General features: G+C 69.4%; 10 protein-coding genes and 2 pseudogenes. 4 read left to right on the top strand and 8 right to left on the bottom strand.

All coding sequences use genetic code 11. The annotated features are described in order from the left end of the window. Nucleotides 1-334 precede the first annotated feature (334 nt). From ACWGJ5_RS32245 to ACWGJ5_RS32230, 4 genes and pseudogenes are all read right to left on the bottom strand, one after another. Nucleotides 335-1,360: an NADPH:quinone oxidoreductase family protein gene (locus ACWGJ5_RS32245; RefSeq protein ID WP_453313152.1), complete on the bottom strand. Its 1,026-nt coding sequence runs from the start codon at nt 1,358-1,360 to the stop codon at nt 335-337. A 46-nt stretch (nt 1,361-1,406) separates the two neighbouring features. Next, entirely contained in the window at nt 1,407-1,772 is a 366-nt protein-coding gene (locus ACWGJ5_RS32240) for a MerR family transcriptional regulator (RefSeq protein WP_453313151.1), read from the bottom strand. A 200-nt stretch (nt 1,773-1,972) separates the two neighbouring features. After that, nucleotides 1,973-2,684: pseudogene (locus ACWGJ5_RS32235) on the bottom strand (IS701 family transposase); the annotation flags it as partial. A 21-nt stretch (nt 2,685-2,705) separates the two neighbouring features. Further along, nucleotides 2,706-3,113, bottom strand: coding sequence for an SseB family protein (locus ACWGJ5_RS32230; RefSeq protein ID WP_453313150.1), 408 nt, complete (start codon nt 3,111-3,113; stop codon nt 2,706-2,708). A gap of 634 nt (nt 3,114-3,747) precedes the next feature. On the opposite strand from ACWGJ5_RS32230, the pseudogene ACWGJ5_RS32225 reads away from it, so the two are divergent. After that, a pseudogene (locus ACWGJ5_RS32225) lies at nt 3,748-3,894 on the top strand (hypothetical protein); the annotation flags it as partial. 371 nt (nt 3,895-4,265) lie between these two features. Here the strand turns inward: ACWGJ5_RS32225 and ACWGJ5_RS32220 are convergent. The 4 genes from ACWGJ5_RS32220 to ACWGJ5_RS32205 all read right to left on the bottom strand — a co-directional run bounded on the left by ACWGJ5_RS32220 (nt 4,266) and on the right by ACWGJ5_RS32205 (nt 8,879). Next, nucleotides 4,266-7,100, bottom strand: a complete 2,835-nt coding sequence (locus tag ACWGJ5_RS32220) for a type 2 lanthipeptide synthetase LanM family protein (protein WP_453313149.1) — start codon at nt 7,098-7,100, stop codon at nt 4,266-4,268. Nucleotides 7,101-7,246: 146 nt separating this feature from the next. After that, on the bottom strand, nt 7,247-7,447 hold the full coding sequence (locus tag ACWGJ5_RS32215) for a DUF6229 family protein (RefSeq protein WP_365588881.1): 201 nt from the start codon (nt 7,445-7,447) through the stop codon (nt 7,247-7,249). Between the two features lie 471 nt (nt 7,448-7,918). Next, entirely contained in the window at nt 7,919-8,059 is a 141-nt protein-coding gene (locus ACWGJ5_RS32210) for a hypothetical protein (RefSeq protein ID WP_453313148.1), read from the bottom strand. A gap of 268 nt (nt 8,060-8,327) precedes the next feature. Further along, on the bottom strand, nt 8,328-8,879 hold the full coding sequence (locus ACWGJ5_RS32205; protein ID WP_453313147.1) for a hypothetical protein: 552 nt from the start codon (nt 8,877-8,879) through the stop codon (nt 8,328-8,330). A gap of 826 nt (nt 8,880-9,705) precedes the next feature. Between ACWGJ5_RS32205 and ACWGJ5_RS32200 the strand changes: the two genes are divergently transcribed. The 3 genes from ACWGJ5_RS32200 (at nt 9,706) to ACWGJ5_RS32190 (ending at nt 14,050) form a co-directional block, all read left to right on the top strand. Next, a complete protein-coding gene (locus tag ACWGJ5_RS32200; RefSeq protein WP_453313146.1) occupies nt 9,706-11,283 on the top strand; it encodes an ISL3 family transposase in 1,578 nt (525 codons plus the stop codon). A gap of 746 nt (nt 11,284-12,029) precedes the next feature. Then, nucleotides 12,030-12,992, top strand: a complete 963-nt coding sequence (locus ACWGJ5_RS32195; protein WP_453313145.1) for a patatin-like phospholipase family protein — start codon at nt 12,030-12,032, stop codon at nt 12,990-12,992. Continuing rightward, nucleotides 12,989-14,050, top strand: coding sequence for a 1-acyl-sn-glycerol-3-phosphate acyltransferase (locus ACWGJ5_RS32190; protein ID WP_453313144.1), 1,062 nt, complete (start codon nt 12,989-12,991; stop codon nt 14,048-14,050). The genes ACWGJ5_RS32195 and ACWGJ5_RS32190 overlap by 4 nt, the downstream gene beginning before the upstream one ends. Nucleotides 14,051-14,167: the final 117 nt, after the last annotated feature.

The raw sequence follows: 14,167 nt of genomic DNA, 5'->3' as shown, positions 1-14,167 counted from the left end.
GTCGTGATGTGGGGCCACTGATGTGCGCCTTCGGGAGCCGGGACGCCGACCACTTCTCGGCACGGCGGTGCGCCTCGATCCTGGCCACGATGTCAGCGCCGTTCGGGTCGGTTGGCGTCGGGGTGCTGAGCAACGGTCCAGGAGACCGCGTTCACCGTGCCGACGGTAGCGGGTTGACCCAATTTGACGCGCAGGTACGGGAGATACCCATCTCGGCACCGCGCGGGCGATCGGATGAGATACCCGTCTCGGCCGCCGCGTGGGCGATCGGCGGTGCTGACAACACTGCGCGAGGTGCAGCCGCCCTTCGGGGGACAGCGGGCATTGCGGTGCGTCACAGGCGTTCCCGGCGCCAGGGATCGAGGGCGTGCTTGCCGCGGGTCAGGCCTGCTTCAAGTTGCTGTAGCACCGCAGGTCCCTCGGCCAACGGGTGGACCTGGGGAGTGCCGGGCGGGTAGACGCCGTGGGCGATGAGTGCCTCGATCTCGACGAGCAGCGACTCGTAGAGGGACGGGGCTGCGGTCGCCAGCGCTCCGATGTGCAGGCCCTTGACCTGGACCTGGTGGGTGAAGACCAGGTCGTGCGTGCTGAGGGTGGCATCGCCGGAAGCGGCACCGAACACGACGACGCGTCCGGTGAAGGGTTTGGTGACCGACAAGCTGACCTCGAACGTGGCTTGTCCCACCGATTCCAGGACCAGGTCGACTCCGCCCGTCAGGCGGGTGATCTTCGCGGCCAGATCGGGGTGTCGGCTGTCCAGGACCTCGTCGGCACCGAGCGCTTTGACGGTGTCGTGCTTGGCCGGTGTCGCCGTGGCGACGACGCGCGCGCCGTAGTGGCGGGCGAGTCGGACGGCGGCCTGTCCCACGCCTCCGGCCGCGGCATGAACGAGCACCACGTCACCTGGCTTGATCTCGCCCAACGGCTTCAGCGCCGCCAGTGCGGTTGCCCAGTTCAGCACCAGGCCGAGAGCTTCGGCGTCGCTCCAGCCGGAAGGCACGGGAAGCGCGCCCGCGGCCGGCATCGTCATGTACTGCGCGAAGGCGCCCGGGCCGGCTCCTACGACGTGGGTGCCGACTGGCAGTGAGCGCTCGACCCCCGCGCCAACGGCCACAACCTCGCCGGCGGCTTCCAAGCCCGCCACGTAGGGCGCCTGAGGGCCTCCTCCGTAGGTGCCATGGCTCTGCATGACGTCTGCGAAGTTGACCCCGGCGGCGCCGACGCGGATCAGATACTCACCGGGCCCCGGGGCGGGGCGGTGATGATCGGTTGTGAGGGTCAGATCCTTCGGTCCCCGGTGCGACCGCTGGACCAGTGCTCGTCCCGTCTGCTCAACGGTGTGCGGCTCGTTGATCTCCATGCACCGACCGTAGGAGTCTGACACTTACGTCAAGGTCAAGCGACTGTCATAGATCGATGCGGCGGGCCTCTCTCAGGTAGGCGTCGAGTGCCGCCTGCTGATCGCTGAGAACGGTGATACGTGCAGCGAGCCGATCGCGATGATTCTGCACCTCGCACAGGAACTCTTCGCACACCGCATCCGTGCCGCCATCGGGTCCGTCAGCGAGACGAGTCAGAACCTCCCTGACCAACCGCACGGGCAGCCCGGACGCCAGCAGGGAGCGGACAACGAGCACCCGGTCGATCGTGGACTGGCAGTAATCCCGGAACCCGTTGCTGCAACGACCAGGGACGATCAAGCCCTCATCCTCGTAGTGCCGCAACGATCTCGCACTCACGCCGCTGACTCTGGAGGCTTCACTGATCTTCACATCTGGAGCCAACGTATGGGCGCACCGCGATCTTCCAGTACTCGCTACGACGAAGTGAAGACCCCCTCAGGCGTCAACAACCCAATGTCCCGCAACAGCTAGTAGGACTCCGTTAGGTTGCTCTGGCTCTTAGGTTTGGGCTGGTGGTGGCTGTTCCGAGCAGGGGGGGTGGCAGGTGGTGCAGGTGCCGGTCCAGCAGTTCAGCAAGTCCTGGACGGCGTCGAGGATCTGGTAGAGGGTGAGTCCGCTGTATCGGCTTTTGGGGCCAGCCGCTGTTCGGTCAGGAATGCGTGGGCGGCGGTGACCAGGGTGACGTGGTGATGCCAGCCCCTCCAGGATCGGCCCTCGAAGTGGTCCAGGCCGAGGCCGTGCTTGAGTTCCCGGTAGTCGTGCTCGATCCGCCAGCGGATCTTGGCCAGGCGGACCAGTTCGGCCAGCGGGGTGTGGCCGTGCAGACTGGACAGCCGGTAATCGGTGGGCGCTTCGGCGTCTTCGGGCCATTCGACCAGCAGCGTGACCTCGGGCGGGACACCGTCCCAGCAGCCCTCTTGCGCGGTGGCGGCAGCCCGGGCCAGACGACGGGCCCGGACCCCGGCCGGCCGCACCCGCAGCACCAGAAAGCGCGAGCGCATCGGCCCGCAGGAGCCTTCACGCCAGATGACCTCGGTGAACGCCTGCCGTCCACGGCTGATGACCAGAGCGGCCACCGAGGACGACTTGTCCCGGTAGCGGGGCTGCGGTTTGCGGCCGTTTCCGGACCAGGCCGGTGCGGTGGGCTGCGCCTCGTGCGGGTGAACGGTCACATCCGAACGGACCGCCACGACATATCCGATGCCCCGGCCGTCCAGGCCGCCGCCGAAGTCGGCGTTCTGCCCCGTAGCCGGCGTCGGCCACCGCTCGCGGAGTTTCGAGGCGGCCGTACAGACCTGGCAGTCACACGAGGCAGCGACCGAGCAGCCACCGCGCGTTGTGCGCGGACAATGTCAGCTCGTCTTCGTCCCCGGCGTCGATCACCAGCACGACCTCATCGCTCGGCCAGCGAGAGGCCAGGTCCCGCAGGGTGACAGGCCTGTAGCAAGGCACCTGGGGAAAGGCCCTGAGCAGCCGTTCCTCCGAGGTGAAGACCATCACCGCGGGGGCGTCGTTGACGCTTTCGATCACCGGCAGCACAAGCCGCACAAGTTCACTGCGGTCACGCGTGTATCGGACCCCTCCGATCGCAGGAATCAACACGTCACAGCCGGCCAGCGCTTCCAGCGCCCGTGGGTCCACCGCGGTGGACAGGTCTTGCAGAGCCTTTCGTGCTACCAACTCGAAGACCTCTGGCGGGATCTCAGTCATGGTGCCGCACCTTTTTTACACAGAGCCGCCCCCGGGACGACGGATCGTTTACCCGCGATTGGTCAGATTATGCGGTGAGTCCGCGCACGAGCGTCGTCCCGGGACGGTCCCGGGGCCGCCAAAGGGCACTCAACGACGACCCCCGCTGACAACCACCGACAGCCTCGGCTACTGAACGCGTGCCCAAAACGGCTTGACGCCGCCCATCGAGAGTCCACCGCGTCGGTCGACTGTGCACGCGTTTGGCATCTCGACGGGCGGGGCGTTCTGGTCCGCACGATGAACTGACGGGATCAGAGACGGCTGATCTTCGACGTCGCCGCTTCGAGCCACCGCGATCTTCTCTGTCGCACACTGACCCGACGGCAGGTGGCGCCGGCTCATAGCCGCCCCGACAGCGCGCAGGTCGCCTTCTCCGGGAAGTGTAGCTCCGGCCGTGCTCGTCGGAGAGGGGCCAGCCTCCAGGTTCATCGCCCGGCGCGTTGAATTGGTGATGTCCACCCACTCCCGGTGCAGCGACCGGTCAGACGACGGACGCCGTGTGTGAGCGGGCAGGCCGGCTGGGTGTGTTGTGCCGGCCTGAGCAGGGTCCACGACACCGCACAGGCCGGCGCCCGCATCGGGACGGGCCGACATGAAGGTCACCTGCACGCTCACCAACGACGGCAGCGCCGGCCACCACTTCACCGCGCTGCCCAACGTCGCCCTGCCCTTCACCGGCACGCCGTTCACCGTCCCGGCCTGCTCGTCCCGCACGTGTGTGTGGGACACCGCAGACACCGACGGCCGCTGCGACTTCTCCGTGTACGGCTCTTACGGGTTCGTCCGCCGCTTCTCCGGCACCTCGTGCGGGAGGGGAAGGACGACGTGGCGGTGCCGAGGGTCACGGCGATCCTGCGGCTCACGTACGGTGCCCGCGTACCACTGGGCGAAGCGGATGCCGGCCCCCGCGGTGACCGTGACGTCGGTCCGCCGCCGGTCGTCGGTGGGTCACACACGCCGCCTGAGCCGGCGCGGGTGCCGAGCGAATCCTCACCGAGGTCCCCCTGACGGGATCAGGCGCTATCCCGCGAGGCCCGAGGCCCGGCTCCGCTCCCGCTCCTCGGTGGGACGACGAGCACGTCCCACGATTGAACTCCGTGGCGTCGATTTTCAGTCGAGGACGAGGGGATCGGGCAGGTCGGCCGCGTGGTGCATACGCAGCAGGGTGTGCAGGACGCCGGAGAGGCCCGACATCAAACTGGGAGAGAACGCTTCGCGGGCCAGACCACCGACCGGGCCGCGTTGTTCCAGACCGGTGAGGATCTCCCCGTCGAGGTCGGAAGGGGTTCCGAAGCCCAGGGAGGTCAGGAACTGCCAGAGGCCGAGGTCGCCGTGGCACAGGGTGTGGCTCCAGCCGAAACCCTCTGCGGCGCAGGCGTGGGCGGCCCGCTCTGCCATGTCCAGGTGGGCGGGGTCGCCGGTACGCCGGTGGAGGTCGAGCATGCCGACGCCTATTCCCGCACTGCCGTGGCACCAGCTGGTGAAGAAGTCCTCCTCGGCGCCGATGCGAGCGTCGAACCAGTTGCCCGCCTCCGGTTGGTAAAGCGATTCCTGGTAGGCGAAAGCCCGTCGTGCGAGGTCGTCCCAGCCGCGCCGCTCACCGGCGGATCCGGCCTCGCCGAGAGCGAGCCGGGCCAGCGCCCAGCCGATGCCGGTGGCGCCGTGGGCGAAACCGCCGATGCCCTCGGGGTTGAGACGAGTGGTCCAGCGGGCACCGCTCGCATCCAGCGTGGCCTGCCCGGCGAGCCGCCGTCCGATGTGGGCAGCCGCATCCAGCCAGTGGTCCTGTCCGGTCGCGCCCGCAAGATTCAGCAGGGGTACGACCGCGCCGGCCGCGCCGTTCAGCAGATCCACCTCGATGTCGTCCTCGACGAGCCGGGCGCCCGGCGCGAGCAGTACAGCTCGCTCCGCGGCCCGTTCCAGCATCCAGTCCTCCCCGGTCACCCGGTGCAGCGCCATCCAGGTCCACACCTGCGACGCCGCGCCGCTGAACGCGCCGGGAGACGGGGTGGGGGTCCGGTCCTCGGTACTGACGAGCACCTGCAACGCCCCTTCGAAGAGCTCGACGACACCGGGAACCCCATCCGCCCGCCCCGCCCGCTCCTCGCTCAGGTACTCGGCAAGAGCGAGCACCACGCCGCCCTGACCTGTGTACAGATCTGCGGGGAGCACGCGGATGGACCAGCCGGCGGGGGTGAACACCGGGCTGATCCAGGTGACCGTACCGTCGTCGCCACGCACCGCCCCCTGGGAGAGCCGCCGTACCATCTCGGCCGCCAGCGCACGGCGGCGCCGCTCCCGGTCGCGGGCATGCGGAGCACGGGCCGCGGCCTGCACCCGCGCGGGCAGCGAACGCTCGTTGAGGTAGGCACCCACCAGTGCGTCCTGGATCACCGACTCCTCCAGTGCCAGGTCAGCGGTGCGCCAGTCCTCGATCGTGTTCCGGAGCGCGGCCTCGTCCACGGTGAAACCGAACATCGGTACATCGCCGACCAGCAGGTCGGCTATCTCACCGTCGATGGCCGCTCGGTCCGACGGTGCTCCCGGCAGGACCTCCGCGTTGCGCCGCAGGATGTCTCTCGCTCGTTCGACGGCCGCCGCCTCGTTGTGCAGGGACGCCGGATGCCACAGCATCCGGCCGATGTCGACGTACGCCTGCGTGGGCCGCAGGATGCGGCGTGCCCAGGCTCCCTGGAAGCGGCGCAGCAACCTGACCGGATCCGTTCTGGGACGGCGCAGGTGTGCGGTCATCTCGCGGAATCCGTCGAGGATGCGGTCCCAGTACGTGCTGAGCACCGGCGTCGGGCTGGGATGGTTGCCTGCCACGGGCATCGCCACGAGGTCCACCTGGAAACAGGCGGCCGCGGTCCCGGCATCCGCGATCACCGGATTGGGGATGAGCGGCTGCTGTCCGGGCAGCGAACCGACGCCGGAGATGTCCACCCCGCCAAGCGCAAAGCCGGTGCCACGGACGGGGAGCAGCCCGGTCCGCAGCACCGTACGGCGGATGGCGGCCGCGGCCACGTCCACCGCGTCGCCTCGGCCGCTGGGCGGGAAGGGCGCGGGAGCGTCGAAGAGCGTCTCGGCGTCCACGATCACCGGCACCGGGCCGGCGGCGATCATGTTCTCGGCATGCATGTCGGTTCCGCCGGTGAAGCGAAGCACGGCGAGCCAATGGCCGACGTTGCGGTAGAAGGTGGCGAGTTCGGCTTCGTCGGCGCAGTAGCGGTGGCGCACGAATTCGGCCCATCCGTGGCCGGCACACGCGAGCGTCCGTGGAACCCGGATGCGTTCGCGCGGCGCCGGGGCATCGGGGAGGGACGCGAACAGGTCCTCCAGCAGTGCACCGAGCGCCACATCCGCCTCGGACGGCCGGGGTTTGTACATGAGGGTGCCGCCGTCGAGGTCGACCCGGGTGACGGTGAGTCCGCCCCGATGGCTGTCGCCCGCACCGAACGAGAGCGCACGCACCGCACCCGCAGGTCCTCCCAACAGGGGTCGCAGCAGCTCACGGTCCGTGGCGAGCCGTTCCGCGAAGGCGGCCGTGGCCGCCATCCGCAGTCGCGCAACAGCCGCGATCCGGGGGCCGACGCCCGGGTACCGGGCCGCCAGCCGGTCGAGGTAACCCTCCTGGCTCGCCTCCTCGATGAACGCCGCCCAGGTCCTCGTGTCGGCCCCGGCCTCGGCGGCGCCGCTGCCCGCGGCCAGGCGCAGCGCGTGCAGTTCGATCAGGAAGAGCCGGGACAGCTTCGCGTGCAGGGACGTCATCAGGGCGTTGTGTCCGGCCTCCAGCACCACGTCCCGCTCTGCGTGGTCCAGGCCCTCCACGACGGCCAGCCGCCGGGCCAGTTCGTCCCGCCACGGGCGGGCGATGCGCCGCACCGGTTGGGCGAACCATGGGGACTCGTCCTTGTCATGCTGCTTGTGCGCCGCTGTTCCGCTCACCCTCGAGGTCTCCCATTCGTAGTCGCACTCGGCGTACTGCGCAGTGCTCCATGGCGCGGGGAACACGGAGCCGTTCCCCGCGCCACAGTCCTTCAGCCAAGCCTCTGTTGCCCCGGAGGGGCATGAGGCTCAGACCGACAGGACGATCAGCAGCACCAGCTGCCGTGAGACCCGCTCGGGCTGGAACAGAAGCCATACAGCGAGTCACTGGGATCGGTGAGAGCGGCTTCGGCGGCGGAGCCGCCGACGTAGAGCGGACCGGCGGGGTTCACCTGGCCGAACGCGCTCTCGGCGCCCGTCAGCCAGGCATCGAGCACCGCGTGGGCCTGCACACTGCTCTGGGGCATGATCGACCTCCGAACGTGACAAGGGGATGGAATGTGCAGGCTCCGAGTATGTTGGGGGGCGGGGGTGTGTGAGACGGTCAATCCGGTCACAGTTGTCTGTTCCGCGCGAGGCACCCGGGACACGCGGGACCGGCGGGAGACCGCCGTGTTCAGCAGTGGCCGAAACCAGGAGCACCGTTCGGCAGGCCGACCGAATGGACTGACGCGTGGGGACGAGCGGAAGGAATCGGCAGCACCCTGCCGAGCCGACGCCCCCACGCCACAGAGCCCTGACGACTTCTGCGGACACCCCAAGTGAGGGTCGACCGGAATCAGGTGCCGGTGGCCTCGCGTCCAGAACAGGCCCGCTGCGCGCAGCGCCAAGCGACCTGCCTTGTTTCACCCTTGCGGCAGACCGCAGCCCAGGCGCGGCGTGCACAGGCCGCCAGTGGGTCCAGGCTCCGAACGTAAGAAGGCAACCGACCGCCTCTCTCACCCCGCCTGCTGCTGAGCACCGTCCTGCTCGCCGTCGCCGGCGTCGGCGTCGGCGCCGGCGCCGGCGCCGGCGCCGGCGTGCTGGGCGTGCCGCACCGGCAGCAGCCGACGGCCCCGACGACGGCGTCGACCTCGCACACGACCAAGGATCCGTCAACGGCGGCCGCTCCCCTCCCGCCGGCCAACCGACCGCCGGCACGACTCCGGACACGACGCCCGCCGCATCGACGCCGTGGCATGGCGCGTCCGCTCTGCCGCCGCACGGCGAAGGCGTGGCCGGCGACCGGGCCATCCACGGGTATCAGCCCCGCCAGTCCCTCAAGCCCTGGGAAGCTGTGCCACACCCCGCTAGCGATCTTGGTGACGTCGCAGGAATGAGACGAGGAGTCCGCGTCAGCTGCCCAGATCAAGCCCGGCGGGCGAGCTCCTGAAGCTCCATCAGCCCCATCGCCCCGACGAACTCGATGGGGCTCATGTCCGAACTGAGGGCCTGGCTCGGCCGCGGGACGAGTCCTTCGCCCAGCTTGGCGCACTCCGCCGTCGCGGTTTCGGCAAGCCACACCACCTGGTCAGGGCTCCAGTGCCGGCGGAGGCCTTCGATCGCGGCCATCAGTGCGGGGATCCCCCACGCGACGAATGTGAACTGGTGGGTTCCCGTGGAGACCTCGATCTGCCTCTTGATCCCCCAAGAGGCATCACGTACCCCAGAGATGACGGGCAGGAAGATACTGAACCGGCCGGTGGCGCGATTGGCGAAATGCGAGCAGAAGACGAGCCGGTAGTTCGTCACGTGCAGCTGCCCGCCGATCGCCTCCGATCCTTGCATGCGAACCATCCACATCAACTGGTCGCGGGAGAAGCGTGTCAGCCCAGCCTCGGCGACCTTCACGACGGCGTTCGCCTTCTTGGCGAACTGCACAACCTCGCCTGGCAGAAGATCGTTTGAGCTGAGTGCCATTCCCATAGTTCCCCCTGGTCCGCGCGGCGCGGCGCACTAGCCGCAGATGCAGCCCTCAGCCCTCATCTTGCCCTCTGGGTCGGGGACCATCAACAGCTTCTGAGTGGCAAGCGGTGAGTGCGGATCTTCTCGTGAGACGTGGTCGATCTTGTCGAAGCACGCCGCAATGTCCGCATCCAGCAGCCAGTCGTAGCCCTGGGTGCCGTAGAAAGGGATCTCGGCAATCGCGTCCTGGGCCGCCGCTCGGGGCGGAACCCGTAGGAGACCGGCTTGAGGTCAGCCTCGAAGACCGGCTCCAGCACGGGCTTCAGCGCGGCCTGAACGACCCGGTCGGTGATCACTGGGATGCCCAGTCACCTCACCTTTACCGACCCACCCGGCTTGGGGATCCTGCCCTCCCGCACCGGCAGCGGCCGGAACGTGACTCGTCTGAGCTGGGCACGAAGGTCATCCAGACATCCGGATATCGATCCTTTCCTTAACGTCGCCTGGACGTACACGAAATTGAACAGATCGCCGAACCGGCGGCCGGGATGGGCCACCGCTTAACGGTGAAGCTTGGCCTGCGAACTGGCAACCGACCGCTGAGGAGTTGAGACGGGATGGTTCCCGTGTTCACTGTGCTTCGCTTGTCGAAGTAGGAGCCCGGCTGTGCCCCTGCGGCATCGCCACGAGTACGCCGTAGTCCTTCCTCGTGGCCTGTCCGCGTACTCATCAAAGTGGCCCTGGCAAGATTTCCGTGACGGTGCGGTGTGCCACCGTGCGCTGGTGACGCTCCGTCACGGGTGGCGGCATTGTCAGCGAGTGTGATGACCTCGTACGGATCGTGTCTCCGCACCTGGATACGGTGCGGGTGGAAGGGGTGTGGGCAGAGGCCGGCACTGTGCATGTAGCCGCCCGTACCCGTGAGTTGATGGTGGCCTGTCCGGAGTGCGGTCGCGGTTCCGCTCGGGTGCACAGTCGCTATGGCCGCACATTGGCCGATGTCGCTGTCGGAGGCCGCCCGGTCTTGATCAGACTGTCGGTGCGCCGACTGTTCTGTGACAGCCTGCACTGCGGTCGGCGCACGTTCGCCGAGCAGGTCGAGGGGCTGACAGTGCGCTACCAGCGCCGTAGTCCGTTGCTGCAGCACTTGGTGGAGATGGCCGGAGTGCTGCTCGCCGGCCGCGGCGGCGCCCGGCTCCTGCAGATCTTGAAGGTGCCGCTGTCGCGGACGAGCGTGCTGTTCCACTTGATGCGCTTACCGCTTCCGTCGGCAGCAGCCCCGCGGGTGCTGGGCGTGGACGACTTCGCGCTGTACGCGGACGTCTACGGCACCCTTCTGGTGGATGCTGACACCCGGCTACCGATCGAGCTGTGGGCCGGGCGCGACGCCGAGCAGCTGGCCGCATGGCTGCGGACACATCCCGGTGTTGAGGTGGTCTGCCGGGACGGCTCGCTAGTCTACCGCCAGGGCATCACCGACGGCGCCCCGGAGGCGGTGCAGGTCAGCGACCGCTTCCATCTGTGGCAAGGCCTGTCGAAGCGGGTCGGGGACGTCGCCGCCGCCCACCGCGGCTGCCTGCTGTCCGCGGTGCCCGAGCCCGAACCGGCCCTCCCACCGAGCCCAACGGCACCGTCCGACCAAGCCGACACCCCCGCCCGCCGCCACGCGAAGAACCTCTTTGAGGCAGTGCACGCGGTGACCGATACAGGCCGCTCGCTCAACGCCGCAGCCCATCAGCTGGGCCTGAACCGCCGCACCGTGCGCAAATTCGCGCGAGCCGCCACCTGGCAAGAATGCGTACGCCGCATCCGGCCCCGCCGGCCTAGCAGCCTCGATCCATACCTGGAGTACCTGCGGCAACGCTGGGAAGAAGGCGAGCACACCGCGACGGTGCTGCACCAGGAGATCGTCGCCAAGGGCTACCGTGGTCACTACCAGCGGGTCAAGATGGCCATCGCGCCGCTGCGCCGCGGCCTGCCGATCGACACGCCGCGAGAGCGACCACCCTCACCCCGTCAGGTCGCCCGCTGGATCACCACCGCGCCATCCCGGCGCAGCCTGCACGCGGCGGAGGCACTCAGGCGGCTGCTCGAGCACTGCCCGGAACTGGACCGCACCCACGACCTGGTGCGTCAGTTCGCCGCCATGCTCGACGCCCGCGATGCCGCCCCGCTAGCGGACTGGCTCGAGCAACTCACCACCGCTCGCCTCCCAGCCCTGGCCAGCCTGGCCAACGCCATCCGAGAGGACCAGCTCGCAGTCGTGCAGGGCATCACCACGCCGTTCAACTCCGGCGTCAACGAAGGCCGCGTCACCGACCTGAAACTCCAGAAACGGATCATGGCCGGCCGCGCCGGAGTCTCGCTACTTCGCCACCGCGTCATCCTCATGGCCCTGCTCCGACGCCGCCACCCGTGACGGAGCGTCACCGGCGCACGGTGGCACAACGCACCGTCACGGAAATCTTGCCAGGGCCATCAAAGTGCCCAGTCAAGTACAGACGAATGTGCTCAGCCTTGGCCCGGATCTGACGGCTGCGTGGAGGTCCGTAAAGCGCTGTGCTAGATCAATCCGACCACGCCTATCGTGCGACGACGCCAGAGTAGGCGCCCAGCGAATGACGCCCGGAGTGTGGAGGACATTCGTCGTGGGCGTGTTTGTCCGGATCAAGGGTTGGCTGGACGGTGATGACCGGCAGCTTGTCCAGCTCAAGGAGATCGTCGGATCGGACGATCCTGATCGGACGTATGGCGGCGGCCGGGCCTTCCCCGCGAAGCAGTACAACTTCACCAACTGGGTTTTCTTCGGGGCCGGCTCCCGACGACGACAAGTGAACCCGCCGTGCGGTTGCCGGGCAGCGGAGGTGCATCCCCCGCACTTCACTCACGCCGGAGAGGGCAGCGGGCCGGACAGGGGCGACGATCTACCCGAATCCACTGCCGCGGTTGAGGTCATCAGCGGCCGGGGCGCTGTCGTAGGAAGGAAGCGATCACCTGGAGGACATCGGTCCTTCGTGTTGCCCGGCCCAGCGGCAATGCGCCTCCCATCTGGTCCGACACGGCAGCACCTGGAGGCTGGCCGCGACTGCCGACGGAGCCGGGCACCGTTGTGCACTGGGACGAGGACCCGGGGCGTTGGGTGAAGACGGTCCCACTCGGCTGGGCATGACCGTGCAGCAGTGGAAGCACGAGCAGGTCCTCTGGATCAAGCCCGCGGTGGTTGGCGGCGCCGTGTCGGGGCACCCTTCGGCCATGGAGGACAGGCGGCCCACCCGCCCGCCGACCCGTGCCTTCGTGCTGGGCGGCGGCGGTGCGCTCGGCGCCTACGAGGTCGGCATGCTCGAGGCGCTCTTCGCCGCCGGCGTATACCCGGACCTCGTCGTCGGCACCTCCGTGGGCGCGATCAACGGCGCCGCCGTCGCGGCCGACCCGTCGCGGGCGTCCGTGGCCCGGCTCGCCGACCTGTGGTCCGGCCTTGGACGTGCCGGGGTGTTCTCCGGATCGCTGCTCGGGCGGCTGAGCACCGCCGTGCGCAGCGGGACTCACCTGTACCATCCCACGCCGCTGCGCGAACTGCTCTCCTCCCACCTTCCGGTGACTCGTATCGAGGACCTGGCCCTGTCCTTCCAGTGCGTCGCGGCGAACATCGAGCGGGCTGCCGAGCACTGGTTCGCCGCCGGGCCGCTGGTGGACGCCGTACTCGCCTCGTGCGCGGTGCCCGGGCTGCTGCCGCCCGTCCGGCTCGACGGCAAGCACTACGTCGACGGCGGCCTGGTCAACAGCATCCCCGTCGGCCGCGCAGTGGCCCTCGGCGCGACCGAGGTCTATGTCCTGCAGGTCGGCCGCATCGAGCGAGCCCTCTCCCCGCCGCGGGCTCCCTGGCAGGTGGCGCTGGTGGCGTTCGAGATCGCTCGCAGACACCGGTTCGCCCGCGACATGGCGGACCTGCCGCCCGGCGTTACGGTCCACGTGCTGCCGTCGGGCTCGGGCCCCGAAGAGGGCACAGCCACCCTCCGACAGCTGCGGTACCGCAGCTTCGGTCGGACCGCCGAGCGCATCGAGCGTGCCTACACGGCCTCCTCCCGGTACCTCGAGATCGCTCTCAGCACACCCGACGGCGCGCCATGACCGATGCGGCTGTACCCCGAAGACGCCCGGCGCGGCTGGCCGGCGCCGTGGTAACCGGGCTGCGCCGCACGACCACCACCGCGCTGCTGCTCGCCCTCATTCCCACGGTGACCGCGCTCCTCATCACCGCAGGCGCGCTCTGCGCGCCGGTCTCCCTCACCACGCGCGGCCCATGGAGACCGGTGCGGATCACCGGCTTCGCGCTTTTGTACCTCTTGGTGGACTTGGCCGGGCTGGTGGCCGCCGCCGGTCTGTGGGCGCGACGGCTGCCCGACAGGCAGAATCGCGAGGAGCGGCGCGTCGCGGATGCATTCGCCGTGCTGGAGAGGCTGCTGCGGCTGCTGCGACGTGCGGGCGAGCGGGTCTTCCGCCTCCAGGTGGAGGTGATGCCCCCGCCACCAGGCAAGACCGAACCCGCGGCGGCGCCGGTCCTGGTCTTCGTACGGCACGCCGGGGTCGGCGACTCCTTCCTGCTGCTTCAGACATTGCTCAGCCAGACCGGACTGCGCCCCCACACCGTCCTGAAGCGGACACTACGCGCCGACCCCGCTCTCGACGTCCTTATCGGGCGGGTCCCCCACTGCTTCCTTCCGCCCTTCGACCGCCGCGCCGAGGACGCCATCGCGGATCTGGCGGCCGGGCTGCGCCCGGGCGACGCCCTCGTGATCTTTCCGGAGGGCGGCAACTTCACACCGCGCCGACGCCGACGCGCGATCGCCTCCCTGCGCCGCCGGGGATTGCCGCGCCAAGCGTCCCGCGCGGAACGGATGCACCATGTCCTGCCACCGCGGGACGCCGGTGCCCTCGCCGCGATCGCCGCCGCGCCCACGGCCGACATGGTCTTCGTCGCCCACACCGGCCTCGACGTCGTCCACTCGGCGCGCACCGTGTGGAGCCGGCTGCCCCTGCGCAACGGCGTGCGGGCACGCTGGTGGCGCATACCCGCAAGCCGCGTCCCGCCGGGCGACGATGCCCGCAGCCAGTGGCTGCTCGCCCAGTGGGCCCGCGTCGACCGCTGGATCGCCGACCACGCCACACCCGCCGCAACGCACGCATGAGGCCTCGCGGCATCCACGCCGGCGCCGCCTGGGGACCAGCCACTGCGCCGCAGCTCCCCTTCCGTTCCGGACGCTCGGCACCAGGCCACAGGACCGGCGGCGCCCGCGAACTCAGCG

The sequence above is a fragment of the Streptomyces sp. NPDC054783 genome, assembly GCF_053611725.1.
This window is presented reverse-complemented; position numbering and strand designations above follow the sequence as displayed.

Coding starts and splice junctions, on each gene's coding strand:
- ACWGJ5_RS32245 (WP_453313152.1), bottom strand. CDS start 1,360: ATGGAGATCAACGAGCCGCACACCGTTGAGCAGACGGGACGAGCACTG.
- ACWGJ5_RS32230 (WP_453313150.1), bottom strand. CDS start 3,113: ATGACTGAGATCCCGCCAGAGGTCTTCGAGTTGGTAGCACGAAAGGCT.
- ACWGJ5_RS32215 (WP_365588881.1), bottom strand. CDS start 7,447: ATGCCCCAGAGCAGTGTGCAGGCCCACGCGGTGCTCGATGCCTGGCTG.
- ACWGJ5_RS32205 (WP_453313147.1), bottom strand. CDS start 8,879: ATGGCACTCAGCTCAAACGATCTTCTGCCAGGCGAGGTTGTGCAGTTC.
- ACWGJ5_RS32195 (WP_453313145.1), top strand. CDS start 12,030: ATGACCGTGCAGCAGTGGAAGCACGAGCAGGTCCTCTGGATCAAGCCC.
- ACWGJ5_RS32190 (WP_453313144.1), top strand. CDS start 12,989: ATGACCGATGCGGCTGTACCCCGAAGACGCCCGGCGCGGCTGGCCGGC.